This window comes from Arcicella aurantiaca (assembly GCF_003148625.1).
Taxonomy (GTDB): domain Bacteria; phylum Bacteroidota; class Bacteroidia; order Cytophagales; family Spirosomataceae; genus Arcicella; species Arcicella aurantiaca.
In genome coordinates this window covers 17,193-35,404 of record NZ_QGGO01000043.1, presented here as the reverse complement: position 1 = coordinate 35,404, position 18,212 = coordinate 17,193, and the positions used below count along the sequence as shown (strand labels likewise).

Below are 18,212 nucleotides of genomic sequence, written 5' to 3'. Positions count from 1 at the left end.
CCATACTTTTTCTGAACCAACATACTCAAACAAATATCTGTTAAACGTCTTAAAATCAAATGAATTGGAAAAATTAGAACGATAACTTTCTGAACTCATTTCTCCTTGACGAGATAGATTCTCAAAAGTATATCGACCCTTCAAAGACAACCAGGTTTGTACTAACTCTAAAAAAAACTTGGCTTGCCACTTGCCAATCAATGACATTTTTCTCAATATTGCACTCGTGAGTGTTTCTACGCTCATGGGGTAAAGTTTGGTTAGTTCGCAAAACAAAACTAAAACTTTACCCTTATTTTTTTAAATGATACTCAAAATCGTAGCGAAGTATTGGTTATGAATGATGAGTTAAAAGAAGACCCTCTTATCATTTATCATTCATAACTCATCATTCTATTTAAAATCTATGCAATGAAGTTAATGGGAATGTCCATTCTGGTGTGTAAAGTTGCGAGTCCAAATCTTTCAGACTATACCAAGCTCCACCTTTGGGATTTTTAACAATGTGAATATCCTGAGCAGGCATATAACTTTGAGCCAACAGGAAAATTTTGTCTTTGGTTTTCGGGTTTTCAGCCACGTCCATCACAATCATGGCGTGTCCATACGACTTTGGATTTGACACAATAAAAACATCGCCAATTTGTAAATCTGCTAAATTTTTGACCGTCTTCATTTCACGTTCAAGCGTATAGGTATTAGCGTAATTAAAAACCATGTCTTGATATTTCCTAAAACCTGCCTTAGAATTATCCGCCGATTTCGCCTTCACAAACCCTTTATTGGTAATCCGATAACCGCTTTTATACTTGTCATAAGTCATAGCAATTCCGCCAAACGTTTTGAAAGAAATATCTGCAAACTGTTTCTTTGCATACAAATATTCACTTCGCAAACGCATGACGGCATCAGCACATTGTTGGAGGTCTTGCGTTCCTCGGTCAATATTCAAAACCGCCACTTGTTGAGCATTTGTTTTTTCCTGTCCATTATAAAAATAGACCTTTGATTTATCTTCTTTCAAAGGAAAATCACGCAAATATGCTCCAAATGAGTCTTTTACAACACTCACACGCTGATAACCAACAGGCAAATTAAAACGAGTTTCAACGGTTTTACCTGCTGGATTGATGGTTTGGAAAAAGAGGAAAGCCGTTATGAGTAAATGGGTCATGGGTAAATGTCTGAATATTTAATATCAGGTAGTGACGTATAGCATACGTCAAAATTGCCAAAGCATTGGCGTATGCCATACGCCACTACGTAATGAATTACATTTTGTCTGAACTATGATTGATAAAATTTAAAGATGATAGGGTTTTAAGCAAGAATCCTACAATCAAATAATCATAAAAATCATAGTTCAGATGGATAAAATTAGCATTCAATAACTATCAATTATTAATTATCACCTATCAATTAAAGAAGCTCCCGTTCCGTTCTCTTCCGCATAAATCACTTTTCCGTAATCAATGGTAATACCCGTAGAAACTTGGTCGTCCACCAAAAGGATTCCGTCCATATCCACATAGTCTAAAAGTGGTAATAATTGGGCAATGGCAGAGCAACCCACATTCGATTCCGTCATGCAACCAACCATTACTTTCAAACCCAATTTATGAGCGTGTGCAATCATCCGACGAGCGGGTGTAAGTCCTCCGCATTTCATTAATTTGATGTTGATAATATGAAAAAATCCGTAACAACGAGCCACGTCTTCCTCCACGATACAACTTTCATCCGCCATAATAGGCAAAACCGACTCCGCAAAAACTCGTTTCATGCCTTCCCAATTATCGGCTTTCATGGGTTGTTCGATAAATTCTACACCCAATTCTTTCAGAGCAATGGCGTTTTGTAAAGTCTCCTCCACGCCCCAAGCCGTGTTGGCATCTACTCTAAAAACGGCATCAGTATGTTTACGGAGTTCTTGAACAATTTTAATATCGTCTTTTGTCCCTAATTTGATTTTATACAGTGGAAACGGCACCTCCTGCATTTTTTCAGCCATTTTCTCAACGGTATCAATGCCAATGGTATAATCAGTAATAGGATTTTTAGAAGCATCTAAACCCCATAATTTATACAAAGGTTGTCCTTGTTTTTTTGCCCAAAGGTCATTAGCGGCAATGTCTAACGCACACAAAGCAAAAGGATGGTCGTCTTTGAGGTGCGGGTGCATATCTGCCCAAAATTGTTCTGGACTTTGGAGGTCATAATTTTCAATAAGCGGACGGATAGCCTCTAATTGAGCCATCATTTTTGCCATCGTTACGCCATAATAAGGCGTTTCGGTAGCCTCCCCAAAACCACGAAAATCACCATCTCGAAGCTCAACGATAAGCGTAGGTTGAACATCACGAGACTCGTGCGTAATGGTAAAAGTATGACGAAGTTTTAAATTGAATTGATGAAGGATTAACTGCATTTTGGCAAAGGTTTTAGTGATTTGGGATTAGGTTTTACCTCCCAATTATTTATAGTTTAGACGGTGGACAGAGATTCGCCAACTCTTGAAGAATTGGCGAATCTCTATCTCACAAAAAGCCCATATTTATTTGCTCTAAGTTAGGCAAGATTTTGATAGGTTGTGTTTTTACCGTTTGATAAATTGGAATTGGGGATGTTGGGGAAATTGGTATGTTTGTTATAGGAATCTTATATAAAAAATCTATCAAGCTTTTAATAATACAAAAAGTACGACAAGAAGAATACAACAAAACTTTCGTAAATTTAGGAGTTACATACTATGCTAACAGACACCAGCAACTTACAATTAACAGAAAATGGGTATTCAGCTTAGAACACATAAAATGCTTTGGGGACGTTCGGGAAACATCTGTGCTTTCCCAGGCTGCAAAAAAGAACTTGTTATGGACATTTCCGAAACTGATGACATTTCTGTTGTTGGTGAGGAAGCACATATAGTCGCAAGAGAAAAAGATGGACCAAGAGGCATTTCGCCTCTGACACCTGAGCAACGGGATAAATATGACAATCTAATTTTAATGTGTAGTGTTCATCACAAAGTCATAGACGACTACCCAGATAGATTTCCAATTAAACTATTGCTTGACACCAAAAGAAATCATGAGAATTGGGTTAAACAAAATTTAATATTTGATAATACTAAACAAAGAGAAGATGAAGTTTATGCTTCATACATTGACGAATTTTTGAAACTTGCGGATATAGAAAATTATAAAGCTTGGACATCTTGGTTGTTAAGTAGTGACAACCCTAAAATATTAAAGGAGCAATATAACAAACTTCGAGAACTAATCAATTATATCATTTCAAGAGTTTGGTATAAGCGTTATCCTGAACTTGAAAACGCATTATTTAATTTAAAAAATGTTTTAAATGACCTACTTAATGTATTTGACAAATATGTAGAAGATGTTAGAAATAGTGAACAAATCTGCACAAACAAATTTTACAAAATTGATAGGTGGGATGATGAACTTTATAATCATTTGTTAGGAAAATATATGTATCATATTGAACTTATTTACGACTTAACATTAGAGTTAACAAGAGCTACCAATTATCTTTTCGACAAAGTCAGACAACAATTAGTACCAAGTTTTAGAATTAAAGAGGGTGTTTTATTAATTGAAGTTGGCCCTTTTATGGATATGTCTTGGCGGACATACAGAGTCGAATATAGACATGAAGAAATATTGGTTTTTCCTTATCCAGGACTTCGCAAATTTATGGAAATTAGAGACAACCGTGATATTAATTGGGGGACAGGAGTTAGTGAAGATTATTTACCACTGAAATTTGACTAATATTATAAAAATCCAATGGTTCAAGCGTCCTCGCTTGAATCCCCCGCCCCTACTGGTTCAAGCGTGGACGCTTGAACCAGTAAGAAGACGCTGAACCACACGAGAATTCGTAAACTATTATCACCACTGGTTCAAGCGTGGACGCTTGAACCAGTAAGTTGGATGGGAAACGATTGTAATTAAAGAATAAGTTTTTTCATCAGTCGCTTGCTTAAAGGCGAGTGACGACTACCCCACTGGTTCAAGCGTCCTCACCCACTGGTTCAAGCGTCCTCGCTTGAACCCTTATTGACAAGTGCCAACCCTACTGGTTCAAGCGTGGACGCTCGAACCAGTAAGAAGACGCTGAACCACACGAGAATTCGTAAGCTATTATCACCACTGGTTCAAGCGTGGACGCTCGAACCAATCAGTCCACGCTTGAACCAGCCAGAATCAACCTCATCATGGAAGCAATTCTTGAAATACTAATCGCCATTGTGGCTACAGATTGGAAGAAAGTTGGAAAGGTATTTTCTAACCCCAATGATTCAAGCGTGGACGCTTGAACCAATCAAGTATTTTCTAAAAAACCAGAAGGCTTATCACATCATTAGGGTATAGGAAAACGAGCTTAACTACCCAAAGATGTGATTGTGATTATGTGTTATCTACCTCAATTTTGTGTAGATAATTTAAACACATCAATCACAACAGACTAATGCAGAAATCTTCTATATTTTCTATCCGCAAAAGTGGCGTAATTTCCATTTTAGGAATCTTTATAAGTTTCTTTTTTTCGGGTTGTAGTAAAGACCCCTTGACCTTAATTATTCCTGAAAAAACAACGGATATTACCACATCAAATTTATCTTACGAAGACAAAACTAATTTGTCTTATGGCACAAGTCCATACCAAAAATACGATATTTCGCTACCAAGTACCTGCAATTCTCAAAGTCCTGTTATTGTGCTTCTTCATGGTGGAGCTTGGCGATATAGTGATAAAAATACGCTCAATTTTTTGGTAACAGATTTGAAAAATCGACGTGTAAATTGTGCCATTGTTAATGCTAATTATCGTTTAGCAAGTGTCGGTTCGGGCGTAACGTTTCGTGAACAAGTGGCTGATATTGGTACTTTATTACACAAACTTCAAAACGATGCAAAGTCATTGGGAATTGGCAATGAATTTTATTTAGTTGGCTTAAGTTCGGGCGGACATTTGGCTCTTTTATACACCAGTTCTGCCGATGACGACCATTTAGTATCAGGCATTGCGGGCATTGTCCCTCCACTAAATCTTACCAGCCCCGAAATCAGAACAGGCATTATTGGAGCTGATATTCAGCAAGTTATTGGCAAACCGTACAGTCAAGCTCCTGAAGAATATCAAAATGCAAGTCCCATTTATCATGCAAATTTGGGAAAAATTCCAACCATTTTATTTTACGGTGGAAAAGACAATATTATTACAACTGAGCAATCAATGACCGCCAAACTAACCGTAACTAAAAAATTGGCTTGTAACGAACATTATTTTTACCCTGACCAAACCCACGATTGGTCTGCTTGGACAGAAACCATAGACCATATCATTTCTTTTGCGGAGAAGAATTTATAGAATCAATATTTCACAATGAGTAATCGGAAAATCTATTGCCAATCATGCTTCGTATATTTGATTGTATTTCAAAACACATCATTGACATGAAAAAGATTTTCCTTCTTTTTGCTTTACTATTGTTGAGTTTCTCTTTTTTTGCTCAACCTAATATCTCCTTAAAATCGGTCATTACGGGGCTATCTCAACCCATGCAATTTATCAATGCAGGTGATGGAACAAGTAGGATTTTTATTCCTCAAAAAGCGGGAGTTATCAAAGTTTTTGATAAAAATTTCAATAATTTAGGCACTTTCTTAACGGTAACAAATATCCAATCTGGCGGAGAACAAGGCTTACTCAGTATGTGTTTTCATCCGCAATATAAAACCAATGGACTTTTCTTTGTTTATTATACCAATATTTCGGGAGATTTGGAAGTAGCTCGTTATCAAGTAAGTAATGATGTAAACGTGGCTAATGTAGCTTCTAAAAAAATCGTCATTACGATTCCTCACCCTACCAATAGCAATCACAATGGCGGAACTTTACGCTTTGGGAAAGATGGCTATTTGTATCTTTCTACGGGCGACGGTGGTGGCGGTGGCGACCCCAACAATAATGCTCAAAACACGAATGTACTGCTCGGAAAAATTCTCCGTTTCAACGTAAATATTTCCGAAAATCCGCCATTTTACAGTATTCCGTCGGGTAATCCTTTTGGCAATGAAATTTTGGCGTATGGACTGAGAAATCCCTTTCGTTGGAATTTTGACCGACTTACAGGCGATATGTGGATTGGCGATGTGGGGCAAAATGCTTTTGAGGAAATCAACCGAAGTCACCGAGATTCTTTAGCCACAAATTACGGCTGGCGATGTTATGAAGGCAATAATCCTTACAATACAACGGGATGTGGAGCTATTTCAAATTACAGATTTCCCGTTGTGGCGTATCCAAATCCAAGTGTAGGTTCGTCAATTATTGGCGGTACGGTATATCGTGGCGAAATATTTAATTCGATGAAAGGATACTATTTTGGGGTTGATTTTTACTCGGGAAAATTGTTCAAAATCAAGTTTGATTCGTTGACTTATAGCTATAATATTTCCTCGCAAATAATATCGCCAAATACCATTTCGGATTTTGGAGAAACAGAAGATGGAGAATTATTTGTGACATCTCTTAACGGCAATATTTACCGAGTACAGTCTGATGATACCGTTTTATATACTTTCATCGGGAATGGAAATTGGACAGACCCAAGCAATTGGAGCAATAATACCGTTCCGCCATCAAGTTCTTTGCTGAATACCATTATCACGATAAAACCCATTTCGGGCGGTGAATGTGTGGTCAATACGCAGGTTAATATTCCCAAAAATTCTAAACTAATTATAGAAAATCAAAAGCTATTGAAAATGAGTGGGAATCTTGTTATGCAATAAAATGATAGACCACAGTTAAATAGAGTTAACATTAAAGAATAACATCTGCTTAACCTGTGGTCTATCCATCATCACAAGAAAAACTTACCCGTTTCCGTTTCCAAAAACTTAGTAAAATCTATTTCTTCTTGCTTAATAAATCCATTTTGCGGTAATTTCCCATCTGCTACCATTTCAACCACAGCTACGATAGATGCTGCCGTTGTCCAAGAAATAGCTCGCCAATGTTTACCATCAATAATTTTGGGTGAATAGGCACGATAGAATTCTTCCCTTTCCAAAGACTGATTTTTCCAACCTTCCACCACTGCATACACATACACAACGTCTTCTTGTACAGGTGGTTTGGCTTCGGTCAAAATTTCTTCAATCAATTCTCGGCGATTTTTTAAGATTAACTCGTATAAGAGAAACTTCATCAATTTGCCATGTCCGGGGTAACGAATGGTTTTGTAATTGAGCGTATCCACTCGTCCTTCGTAAGTTTCACACATGGTTCCAAGTCCGCCGGAAGTGCTAAAAGCCTCAAATTCATTGCCTTCAATATTGATGTGTTCGAGTCCGTCGAGAGCAGAAACTAATTTCTTTTCACCGTTATGAATCACCTCGCAGTCGTTCAAATATTCGTTAATTACTCCCGCTGGCGACCATGTGAAGGAATATCCCAAAAGCCCGTTCGGATATTTTGGCAATGCTCCAACTCGCAACTCAATGTCTCTGATTTTGGTAAAACGATTGGCTAAATCCGCCCCAACAATACCAATTAATCCGGGAGCAAGTCCACATTGTGGAGCTAAAACGGCTTTACTTCCTTTGGCAGCCATTTCTCTGATAGCGGTGGTTGTAGGTACATCTTCCGTTAAATCGAAATAATGTTTTCCCGATTCGTAAGCAATTTGAGCAATCGTCAAATTCAAATTATAAGGCATACACGACACGACGGCATCGAATTGAGGAATCAGTTTTTCCAATAAAATTTTATCCGAAACATCACCTTTGATAACCTCAAAAGGCAATTCTGTGGTAGGGTTTTGTTTGTCTAAACCTTTAACTTCAAAACGTTTAGACAAAAGCGTAGCTACCAATGAGCCTACTTTGCCCATTCCAATTACTAAGATTGATTTCATTTTAGGGATTTATGGGGTTAAGGGGTTGGGGGATTTAGGACTTCTGTGTTATAAATCATCATCATCTTTTTTTCCTTTGTTCTTTTGATTTTTTCTTAAATAACCTATATATCCATTTAAAACTTTGAGACAAACATCAACTTTTTCTTTAAGAATCTTTAACTCTTCATTCGTAATGTATTCTTCGTCAAAAGCATCAATCAAGTGATTTAGCGTCTCTTCCAATGAACCTCTTGCTATACGGCAAAAGTGTATCGTTTCTTTATAATTATTTCTTCCATAACCTTCTGAAATATTCGCAGTAACCGACCTTGAAGAACGAATTATTTGAGAGATTAAGGCATAACGCTCTTCAGTAGGAAATCTTTTAGCAATTCTTGCAACCTCATTTTTTAATTCTCTTGCTAATTTCCAAGCTTCTAAATCATAAAATCTTTGCATTGTGGTGTTATTTGGGGGTTAATGGGATTTAGGGGTTTAGTAGTTAAAGAAATATTAATGAATTATTCCACAAATTCCTAAATCCCATAATCCCTAAACCCCTAAATCCCTACCTTTTAGTCATTTCAAAAAGATTGGTTGCTTGTTCGCCTAAAAAGCCGTCAAACCAAATTTTCTTTCCGTCAGTTTCAAGATAACCACGTTCAGCCAATTCATAATAAGCATACGACCAACGAAGAGTAGTTTCTGAACCATCTGCATCAATGACAGGGCAATCTTCATCAATAGCTTGGGTAGAACTTTGGCGAAGTTTACTACCTTTCAGACCTTCAATTTCGGGTTTTATCGGAATTCCTGCCTCTTTCAAAACTGCCATAGTTTGCTCAATATCACCCCAAGCAGGTACATTTTGATAATTGATGTATGCCGTAAAATGGTTGACAGAATTCCCGTGCAACAAAGTCCACGAAGCAAACTGCGACTCACTATTTAAAGCCAAAATGGTTTCTTTTTTGGCAGGTTTCCACGGACGAGCAAAGAATTTCACCAAAGCTTCCACCAGTCTGTCAGCCTCCGCACTGATGAGTTCCTTATTTTGTTTGAGCGTTGCTAATAATTGTCGAGGCTCGCCAGCTAATAAATCAGGCGTATCTTTTACGGCTTCATTTATCAAACTTTGTGCTTCTTCCGACAATTCTTTTACTTCCAATTGAGTTACAAAAAATTTCGGAAAATTGATGTTAGTCGGGTGTTGATAATGAAAAGAGTTTAAGTGTTTTGAGGGAAAACTATACGGTGAAATTTTCTCATAACCCAAAGCCTCCAAAACTTCCTCGATAGCACGAATACCCGCAGGTTGTCCACCCGTATGAGTGTTAAATGTTCGGAAAGCACAATGGTCATTTACAACATTTCCACCTTGTGCAAGTACCATTTCTGAATATTGTTTAGCATAAGTTACTCGTTGGCAATAGCCCTCCCAGAGCCTTTCCATGAGTGTTTTTGTGATGGTTTCTTGTGTTTTCATTTGTTGATAATGGATTATAATAAAGATTATGAATCTTGAAATTAGACCACGGATTATACGGATTTAGCAGATTTACACAGATATAATTATTGAAATACAAACGATTTGTCTTACCCAAAACTATTTAAAATTCCTTTAAAACATATAAAATCTGTGCAATTCTGTCCAATCCGTTAAATCTGTGGTCTAATATTTTTGTCAATTAAAAATCAAACTTAATTCCCTGAGCCAAAGGCAGTTGTTTACCATAATTTATTGTATTGGTTTGTCGTCGCATATAGGCTTTCCATGCGTCTGAGCCAGATTCTCTTCCTCCGCCTGTTTCTTTTTCTCCTCCAAATGCTCCGCCAATTTCTGCTCCTGATGTTCCAATATTTACATTGGCAATGCCACAATCTGAACCATTGACAGATAAAAATTGCTCCGCTTCTCTCATATTTAACGTAAAAATGGACGAAGACAAACCTTGTGGTACATTATTCTGAATTTTAATGGCTTCTTCCACCGTTTTGTACTTCATCATATACAAAATCGGGGCGAAGGTTTCATGTTTCACAATCTTGAAATTGGGTTCAACTTCGCCTATGCAAGGTTTTACATAACAACCCGATTCAAAGCCTTTTCCTGCCAAAATCTCTTCTTCAACCAACATTTTACCCCCTTCTTCTTTTACTTCATGGGCAGCCGAAACATACGCAATTACTGCTTTATGGTCAATTAAAGGGCCAACATGATTGGTTTCGTCCAACGGATTTCCGATGCGTAATTGTCCGTAGGCTTTAACCAAACGTTCTTTTACGGTTTCATAAATAGATTCATGAATAATTAATCGTCGGGTAGAAGTACAACGTTGCCCAGCCGTACCGACTGCTCCAAAAACTACGGCAGGAATGGCAATATTTAAATCGGCATTTTCGGTAATAATAATGGCATTATTTCCGCCCAATTCCAACAAACTACGTCCCATGCGTGAAGCTACCGTTGCTCCCACAATTTTCCCCATGCGTGTCGAACCCGTTGCTGAAATCAAAGGAATTCGCTTATCAGATGTGAGCCACTCTCCTACTTGATAATCTCCCGAAATTAAACAAGATATGCCTTCTGAAATTTCATTTTTCTGTAAAACATCTTGAATAATATTCTGACAAGCCAATGCCGTCAGTGGTGTTTTTTCGGAAGGTTTCCAAACACAGACATCGCCACAAACCCAAGCAATCATGGCATTCCACGACCACACGGCTACTGGAAAATTAAACGCTGAAATAATACCAACCACCCCCAAAGGATGATATTGTTCGTACATTCTGTGTTCGGGACGTTCTGAGTGCATCGTGAGTCCATACAATTGGCGAGAAAGTCCAACCGCAAAATCGCAAATGTCAATAATTTCTTGCACTTCGCCCAAGCCTTCTTGCAGGCTTTTACCCATCTCATAAGAAACCAATTGCCCCAAAGCCTCTTTATTGTGTCGAAAAGCTTCTCCCATTTGACGGACGATTTCGCCACGTCGAGGAGCAGGTACATTTCGCCAAGTTTTGAAGGCTTCCGTTGCCAAATCCATTACTTGCTGATAATCGTCATGCGTTGTTACGGAAACTTTCGCAATTAATTTACCATCAACAGGAGAATGAGATTCTAACAAAGTTGCCCCTTCTACCGACCAAGACTTTAATCCTGTACTTGTTCCGTGATTGACGGCAGAAATATTTAAACGTGAAAGAAGGTTTTGCATGATGTAATAGTCCTATATATTTAAAGAAAATTGATGAATTATACTAAGCGAAAAGCGATTTGCGAGAAAGCGAATTAGTAAATCACTAAAAACCAACAACTTACACAATACCTTTTTGGCAAACCTCAATCAGTTGAGTATATATCTTGGAAATTTTAATTGCGAAATACAGATTTTAATAAACAGATACCTCAAAGAGAATCACCTTTATTTACACTTTTCCAAGAATATTAATTGAAACAAATTGTGGCTGTATTAAATAGATTTTCCGAAAGCTATGCTTGTTTTTTCATATTTGCAAGTATTTAAACGTACTTCTATATACGCAAAACATATCCCTAAATATCACTATTTGAAGACGAAAAAATTTTAGGCTATGCTAAAATTAGGGAACGTAGTATTTTTGGTGGAAAAAAATATTTCAAAAATTTTCATTTTTTATGTAACCGAAGCTTCCGCTTCAGACCGAATAGAATGTAATTAATTACGAAACGGAAACTTCGGATTATATTTTTTAAATTTCTTTGCAACTTTTTATTCCAAACCTGCATCTTATTGAAAAGCTATACCATTCATCAAATTTAACAACCATTTATCCCGATTTTAAGAAAATTTAAGGTATTGTGTATTGCATAGTACCTAACAAAACACTTAACTTTGTTTTGTAATTCAGAAAGTGCCTTTGCGACAAATGAATTAAACAAATATTTACTACACCTTCAATGATAAAAATCAGTAATTAAACTCTCAAACAGAAACATCAAACGATGAAAAATTTCACAATTATCGCAAGTTTATTTTTGTGTATTATCCTAACTAACAATGCTTTAGCAATGGGTTTTCCACACAATTTGTTAGCGGGGAGAAAGGGAGTAAAGAAAGAGAAAATAAGTCACACTGTGCATAATAATATTCCTAAAAAAGTAATATTGTTAAAAGATGGACGTTTTAGTCAAGTAGGCAAAAAGGTATTTATGTACGTGCTTGCCCATAAGATATAGGACATTTTTAGAACATATTATCTATTTAGTTTTGGTTTAAGGATGATTTGTAGCGAAGCTCATTGGGTTTCGCTACATTTGTTATGTGTAACACGGACAGCCTTGTCCGTAGTTTAACATTATTTTTAGTGCAACACCAACAGCCTTGTCCGTAGTTTAACATTTTTTAACAAGCTCAAAATCAGTTTGGTAAGATTTATGTTTTAGTTTCGTTAAACTAAACAAATACATCATCATGAAAAATATCTTCTTCCTATTCACTCTTATCAGTTTCATTTCTTGCCAAGAAGAAAAACCAAAAAAAATTGTCTTTAATACCAATCTACAATGTAGAAAAGCTGATTCTCGTGATTATCGAATTGGTCAGTCAAGAATTACGATGGTAAAATCAAAATTACCTAAACAGAATCCTGCAAGGACGATTGAACAAAAGCCATAATCTCCTCGTCATTTTTAGCGTCAAACCAATTAAATTCATCTTGATTTTTAAACCATGTCATTTGGCGTTTGGCATATCGTCGAGAATTTCTCTTTAATAGTCTCACCATTTCGTCACGGTCATATTCGCCGTCGAGATGTTCGTAAATTTCTCGGTATCCAACGGTTTTTAGGGCATAATGTTCTCGGAAATCTATCACAGATTTGGCTTCTTTTTCGAGTCCGCTTGCCAGCATAATATCCATACGTTTGTCAATGCGTGCGTATAATTCCTCACGTGGGCGTTCCAGAGCGACTTTTATCATCTTAAAGGGTCGCTCTACTTTTTGATTTTTTCTGAAACTTGAAAAAGGTAAGCCTGTTGAAATACAAACTTCCAATGCTCTCAAAACTCGTTGTGTATTCTGAATATCAACTTGTTCATAATACACAGGGTCAAGCTGTTTTAGTTCATTTGCCAAAGGTTCTAAACCTTCATTTTCAAGGCGTTCTGCTAATTTTTGACGCAATTCCAAATCCGCTTCGGGCATTTCGTCAATACCGTCAGTTATCATTTTGATGAACATTCCAGAACCTCCCGTAAGAATTGCCACGTCTTTTCTCTGGAAAATTTCGTCTAAAACCGCTAAACAATCACGCTCAAAATCTCCCACAGAATAATAATCCTGAATAGAATGCGAATCCACAAAATGGTGCTTTACGCCGTCCATTTCTTCAATGGTAGGTTTTGCCGTTCCGATGGCAAGCTCACGGTAAAACTGACGAGAATCCGCTGAAACAACTTCTGTATCAAGCAATTTTGCGATTTTTACACACAAATCAGTTTTGCCAACTGCGGTTGGACCAACGATAATAATAAGGGTTTTTGAAGAAATCATGGTGCAAAATTAATGCAGTCTTAGCGATTTGCAAATTAGCGTTGCTTCTCATTCAGAAATAAGCTATTTTACACCTTTGTTGGGAAAACTTTACCCACAAAACACGAATAAGACCGTATTAAATAATGATGGAAAATAGTTTAAAATTTCTCGAAAAATTAAAAGAAAATAACAATCGTGAATGGTTTGCTCTGCACAAACCAGAATTCGATTTGATTGTACAAGCAAATAAAGTTTTTTTCAATGAGGTTTATGCTGAACTTCAAAAACATGATAGCTTAGATAAAATTCACATTTTTAGAATTTACAAAGATGTTCGTTTTTCTAAAGATAAATCGCCGTACAAAAATAATTTAGGTGTTAGTTTTTCTCGAACTAAACCCTTATTGAGAGGTGGCTATTATTGTCATATCGAGCCAAATAATAGTTTTGTAGGAGGTGGATTTTGGGCTCCTAATAATGAAGATTTACTTCGTATTCGTAAAGAATTTGAAATGGATACTTCTGAAATTGAGAAGATTACATCCAATGAAACTTTTGTAAAATACTTTGGAGAACTGAAAGGTGAAGATGCCGTAAAAACTGCTCCAAAAGGCTTTGATAAAAACCATCCTGCTATTGATTTGATAAGAAAAAAGCAGTTTGTCGTAATGCGTTCTTTTTCTAACGAAGAAGTTATATCATCCAATTTTAAGCAAGAAATAATCGCAACATTTTTAGCTATGCGACCTTTTTTCGATTTTATGAGTGAGGTACTTACTTCAGACTTAAATGGAGAGGCGTTAAATTAGAGATTGGTTATTGGGAATTAGGAAATGGAGATATTTCTTACTTAGTCGCTTGCCTCTGGCGAGTGACGACTATTAATTGGCATCTTGCCAAAGTCTTAGGCTGGAAGCCTGATAATAGTCGTCACTCGCAAGAGGCGAGCGACTGAAATAATGGTTTACTTCAAAACTTCAACCGCTGTCAAAGTTACTTTTCCTAAAATTCCAGAGTCTTTGGGAGTCCAGTTTTTAGTGGTAAAATAACCGTCTTTCCCTAAATTTTCTTTCAATCTTGCCGAAACGTTGATGTTGTAAAATTTCTGCCAAATAACGCCTTTTTTCTCTAAAGCAATTACTCTATTTGCCATTGAATTAGCCACTTCAACCGTCAATGTATTTTGCGATTTTAAGACATTCGCAGGAATAAAAACTTGATAGCTTGGTCCAAGTAATGTTCCTAATGCTTTTCCATTAACACTCACTTTTGCACTTTCAGCAATCTTGCCTAAATCAAGCCAATATCCTGATTTTGAAGCATTTGCTAATTTAAAATCATGCGAATACGTAGCAATTCCTGAGAAGTTTTTATAATCCTCTCCTTCAAAATTTGTCCAAGAGTTCAAGGATTTTGTTTCAATTGCTTTTGGTAAAACTTCTCCACCTTCAGTAAATGTCACTTTCCAATTCCCTGTTAATTCTTGTGCTTTGGCAATTGATTTGAAATATGGATATTTCTCTGCTTTTACTACGTCGTTATGGGTTTCTAAAATGATAGATTCTCCTGCCATTAATTGCACATAAACTTCGTTGGTTTTTGCATTGTATTTGGCTAAACCCAATTTCTCCGTCATTGGGTTATATAAAGCCACCGACTGGAATGGCGTTTCTATTTTTACCCAACCATCAAAACTTTTTGAGGTAGTATTATTAATAAAATAGGTTTTCCCGTTGGCGTTAATTTTACGAATATTACTCAAACCTTTATCAATCATAGTTTCTCTTTGCACTTTGGCAGCGGCTAAGATTTCGCCTAAATTTTCACCCAAAATAAAACGTCCTTTACCAATATTTGCCTGACTTACGCCTGCATTTTTAGTGAAATTCAATTGAGCAATTAAAGCTTTAAATTTCGCCTGACGCTCTTCTAAATTTCCTAATCCCGGAACATCTTGTGGTAATTTATTGTGAATTACAATCGTTGCTCCTTCTTTGGCTAATTGTACTAATTTCTCAAAAGTTTCTAATGGAAGCGTCTCATTTTCAGAAAGTAATATGGTTTTCCAAGCGGTCGCTCCATTTGTAATACTTTGATTTTTAACGTTCAAATTGGCAATTTGTCTATCAGAAACATAGTCGAAAGAGTAAGATTTATCAATCATATTCTGAGCAACTGTTTTGAAATCTGTATTGTTAAATTCTGGCGTTACCCCGTCAAAATGTTGTAATAATCCTTTTGGCGTTTGTTCAGCAAAACGGTCGTAAATCGGGAAATACAAAAGAATATCGTTGTCAGGTTTAGTGTCTTGCAAAAAGGTTTGCGTGCGAGCCACATATTGATTTAAAGCTCCAAAATGTTTCCAGAACGGGTTATGTGGCGTAAAATGCGTTGCGGCATAAAATAACCAACCCGGGAATGGCTCGTTTTGTGGCGAGTAGTTTGTTCCGTGATAAAAAACGTGATTGACACCCCCCAAAAAGAACAAATCAAGGTCTTTTTTGACATCGCCTAAATTGGATAAAAAATGCTCATTATCCCAAGTTGCAGATTCGGAAGATGTCAATTTTTTGTTCATTACATTAGAAGCCGACGACGCAAATTTGATACGTAATAAATCCGTTCCTTCAATTTCTGGAATATCCACCATAGAATACAAATCCAAAGTATTTCCCGGTGAACCATGAGCTTGATTTCTCACGATTTTGCCACGAGAATGTCCCCATTTTGCCCAAGCAGACGTATATTTTTCCAAAATTAAATCAGAAATGGTCGTTCTATAATCACACAAAACACGGCTATTTAATTCAGTTTTTTCTTTGCTAAAAAGGTTTGGCAAATAATTACGGAGGTCATAGCCACGTCTTTTTTGAAACTCGTTGAAAAGCTCTGGAGTCCAGTCCGACTGTCCTTTGGCATCATCTACTTCGTAAGAATCATTGAAAAATGCACGCATCGAACTTACGTCTGTTCCTGCAAAAGCCTTGTCAAATTCTTTCAAATAATTATTGATTGCTTTATCTGAAAAATGGTCGATTACGTCACCTTCGCCCCCAGGACCAGCACGTTCTACCATTTTGCCATGCCAACCAGAAAATATAGCGTAAAGCGACCAATTTCCACGAGTTGCCGTCCAATTCAACTGACCATCTGAGCCTACTTTATCCGTCAAGTTTACTTTTTCTCCTGTATCAGAATATGCCATTAACGTCTCCAAAGGTAATATTTTATCAAATTTCACTTGGTCGATAGCTAATTCTTGTAAATTATCATTCTTACCAATTGGTTGCTTTAAATCTTTCGGTTCAACGTTTTTAGGCAACACAAAACGTATCATGGCTTGTTGCTGAAAAGTGATGGCTTCGGCTAATTTTTCACCTTCTTTCAAATTATACACTTTGTGAGCCACATATCTACAAGCGTCTTCTGGCTCAACCCAACGACCACCAAAAGGCCAACCCGAAGCATTCGCCAAGTCGATGCCCAAACCCAAACGTGTTCCTTCATTAAGGGTATGTTTGAATAACGAAACCCATTTTGGCGAAAGAAAATCTACAAACTGGCTTTCAGCTCCTTTTACGCCATAAATTGGAGTAATTTCTAAACCTCCTAAACCTACTTTTTGGTAGTTTTCCATGTTGAAGGTCAAGTCTTTAGGATTCACCGCATTGCCTTCCCACCACCAACGTGACCAAGGTTTTGTTTGTTGTGTAATCGGCTTCCATTTGAGCGTTTGGCTATTTCCGACGAATGAAAAAAACAGAAAAATAGCAACGAATAATCTTGAGATTGTCATAATTAATTTATTTGGTAATTAGGAAAGGTAAAATCCTGTTTTTACTACTATTACAAAAATATAGGGGATTTAAAACTTTGCCTTTCCGTACACACATGGACAAATGTAATGATTTTGAAAATTGGTAGTGGCGTATAGCCAGCATACAAGTTGGCGTATGCTATACGCCACTACGCATCATTTTGTCTATTCACCAAACCATTCTTCCCATTTTTTATAAAATATTTCTCTTTTGCAATACTTTTGTTTCCATAAAACCAAAACAATTATGGCACTTATACGCAAGCACTCGTTTATTCGGCAGGTCAAAGATATTTCTATTAGTGGAACTTTGGCATTGGCTATTTTAGGAAATTCTGTACTCTTACAAAGTTGTGGCAGTAGCAATTCTTCCGACGATGAAGATTATGAAGAAGTTGAAGTTTATACCAAAGGGGTAAAAACCTATATTTCTGAAACCTCAAAAGGACAATTCAAAATTACTGACGAAACGGAAGTTCCTGCTGATAGTTCGGTGGCTATTGTAACGTATTTGGATGGTAAGCAAGAACGCCTTTCTCCAAGAGCAGTTCAGGCATTGATTGATAATGACATTAAAGCTCATCCTACTACTATCGGGCAAAGCAATAATCTTTCAAATGCTCTTTTATTCGGCGGAATGGGCTATTTATTGGCAAAAACGATGAGTCCGACCTACGCAAATTATCGCCCAGACTTAAACCCTAAAATGAATAATTCAAGTGATACAACCTATCGTAGAAGACATCATTCGGGAGGATTTTTCTATTATCCAATGATGAGCCGTTATTATTCTTCGCAAAGTGCTTTCCAAAAATCAAGTGGTATTCACGAAAATATTGGAAGTTCTCGCACCATCACAAGCCGACCTGCAAGCGGAAGAAGTGGCTTTTTCAGAAGCACAGGTAGGGGCGGATTTATGGGGTAAATTACTTTGTAAAATCTGTG

The 18,212-nt window shown here is 36.9% G+C and carries 17 protein-coding genes; 8 read left to right on the top strand and 9 right to left on the bottom strand.

Annotation, left to right across the window (positions count from 1 at the left end; translation table 11 throughout):
- From LV89_RS25660 to LV89_RS23440, 3 genes are all read right to left on the bottom strand, one after another.
- On the bottom strand, window positions 1-246 hold a 246-nt coding region (locus LV89_RS25660), incomplete at its 3' end, for a hypothetical protein (RefSeq protein ID WP_211321265.1).
- Window positions 247-397: 151 nt separating this feature from the next.
- Window positions 398-1,174: a DUF4846 domain-containing protein gene (locus LV89_RS23445; protein ID WP_109745367.1), complete on the bottom strand. Its 777-nt coding sequence runs from the start codon at window positions 1,172-1,174 to the stop codon at window positions 398-400.
- A gap of 234 nt (window positions 1,175-1,408) precedes the next feature.
- Window positions 1,409-2,428 carry a dipeptide epimerase gene (locus tag LV89_RS23440; RefSeq protein ID WP_109745365.1) on the bottom strand — a complete coding sequence of 340 codons (1,020 nt, stop codon included), beginning with the start codon at window positions 2,426-2,428 and terminating at the stop codon, window positions 1,409-1,411.
- Between the two features lie 358 nt (window positions 2,429-2,786).
- Between LV89_RS23440 and LV89_RS23435 the strand changes: the two genes are divergently transcribed.
- The 4 genes from LV89_RS23435 (at window position 2,787) to LV89_RS23425 (ending at window position 6,824) form a co-directional block, all read left to right on the top strand.
- Window positions 2,787-3,794, top strand: a complete 1,008-nt coding sequence (locus tag LV89_RS23435) for a hypothetical protein (protein WP_109745363.1) — start codon at window positions 2,787-2,789, stop codon at window positions 3,792-3,794.
- A gap of 392 nt (window positions 3,795-4,186) precedes the next feature.
- Window positions 4,187-4,342, top strand: coding sequence for a hypothetical protein (locus LV89_RS25405; RefSeq protein WP_158279675.1), 156 nt, complete (start codon window positions 4,187-4,189; stop codon window positions 4,340-4,342).
- Window positions 4,343-4,494: 152 nt separating this feature from the next.
- Entirely contained in the window at window positions 4,495-5,397 is a 903-nt protein-coding gene (locus tag LV89_RS23430; RefSeq protein WP_109745361.1) for an alpha/beta hydrolase, read from the top strand.
- Window positions 5,398-5,441: 44 nt separating this feature from the next.
- Window positions 5,442-6,824: a PQQ-dependent sugar dehydrogenase gene (locus tag LV89_RS23425; protein WP_109745359.1), complete on the top strand. Its 1,383-nt coding sequence runs from the start codon at window positions 5,442-5,444 to the stop codon at window positions 6,822-6,824.
- 71 nt (window positions 6,825-6,895) lie between these two features.
- Here the strand turns inward: LV89_RS23425 and LV89_RS23420 are convergent, their stop codons facing one another.
- From LV89_RS23420 to amaB, 4 genes are all read right to left on the bottom strand, one after another.
- Window positions 6,896-7,951 (bottom strand): saccharopine dehydrogenase family protein, encoded by a 1,056-nt coding sequence (locus LV89_RS23420; RefSeq protein WP_109745358.1) that lies wholly within the window; start codon window positions 7,949-7,951, stop codon window positions 6,896-6,898.
- Window positions 7,952-7,999: 48 nt separating this feature from the next.
- Window positions 8,000-8,392, bottom strand: coding sequence for a four helix bundle protein (locus LV89_RS23415; RefSeq protein WP_109745357.1), 393 nt, complete (start codon window positions 8,390-8,392; stop codon window positions 8,000-8,002).
- 109 nt (window positions 8,393-8,501) lie between these two features.
- Window positions 8,502-9,419 carry a DUF1338 domain-containing protein gene (locus LV89_RS23410; protein ID WP_109745356.1) on the bottom strand — a complete coding sequence of 306 codons (918 nt, stop codon included), beginning with the start codon at window positions 9,417-9,419 and terminating at the stop codon, window positions 8,502-8,504.
- Window positions 9,420-9,621: 202 nt separating this feature from the next.
- Complete coding sequence (gene amaB / locus LV89_RS23405) at window positions 9,622-11,151, bottom strand: L-piperidine-6-carboxylate dehydrogenase (protein ID WP_109745355.1); 1,530 nt, start codon at window positions 11,149-11,151, stop codon at window positions 9,622-9,624.
- A gap of 767 nt (window positions 11,152-11,918) precedes the next feature.
- On the opposite strand from amaB, the gene LV89_RS23400 reads away from it, so the two are divergent.
- A complete protein-coding gene (locus LV89_RS23400) occupies window positions 11,919-12,152 on the top strand; it encodes a hypothetical protein (protein ID WP_109745354.1) in 234 nt (77 codons plus the stop codon).
- Window positions 12,153-12,387: 235 nt separating this feature from the next.
- The gene (locus LV89_RS24980) at window positions 12,388-12,591 is read left to right on the top strand and encodes a hypothetical protein (RefSeq protein WP_146199250.1); all 204 of its coding nucleotides are present in this window, start codon (window positions 12,388-12,390) and stop codon (window positions 12,589-12,591) included.
- Here LV89_RS24980 and miaA read toward each other — a convergent pair.
- Window positions 12,551-13,468, bottom strand: a complete 918-nt coding sequence (miaA, locus tag LV89_RS23395) for a tRNA (adenosine(37)-N6)-dimethylallyltransferase MiaA (protein ID WP_109745353.1) — start codon at window positions 13,466-13,468, stop codon at window positions 12,551-12,553. The genes LV89_RS24980 and miaA overlap by 41 nt on opposite strands.
- A 128-nt stretch (window positions 13,469-13,596) precedes the next feature.
- Between miaA and LV89_RS23390 the strand changes: the two genes are divergently transcribed.
- Complete coding sequence (locus LV89_RS23390) at window positions 13,597-14,259, top strand: DUF2461 domain-containing protein (protein WP_109745352.1); 663 nt, start codon at window positions 13,597-13,599, stop codon at window positions 14,257-14,259.
- A 155-nt stretch (window positions 14,260-14,414) separates the two neighbouring features.
- Here the strand turns inward: LV89_RS23390 and LV89_RS23385 are convergent, their stop codons facing one another.
- Window positions 14,415-17,246 (bottom strand): glycosyl hydrolase, encoded by a 2,832-nt coding sequence (locus LV89_RS23385; RefSeq protein WP_109745351.1) that lies wholly within the window; start codon window positions 17,244-17,246, stop codon window positions 14,415-14,417.
- 268 nt (window positions 17,247-17,514) lie between these two features.
- Between LV89_RS23385 and LV89_RS23380 the strand changes: the two genes are divergently transcribed.
- Window positions 17,515-18,192, top strand: a complete 678-nt coding sequence (locus LV89_RS23380) for a Cj0371 family chemotaxis-regulating polar lipoprotein (protein ID WP_109745350.1) — start codon at window positions 17,515-17,517, stop codon at window positions 18,190-18,192.
- The last annotated feature ends 20 nt before the right edge of the window (window positions 18,193-18,212 follow it).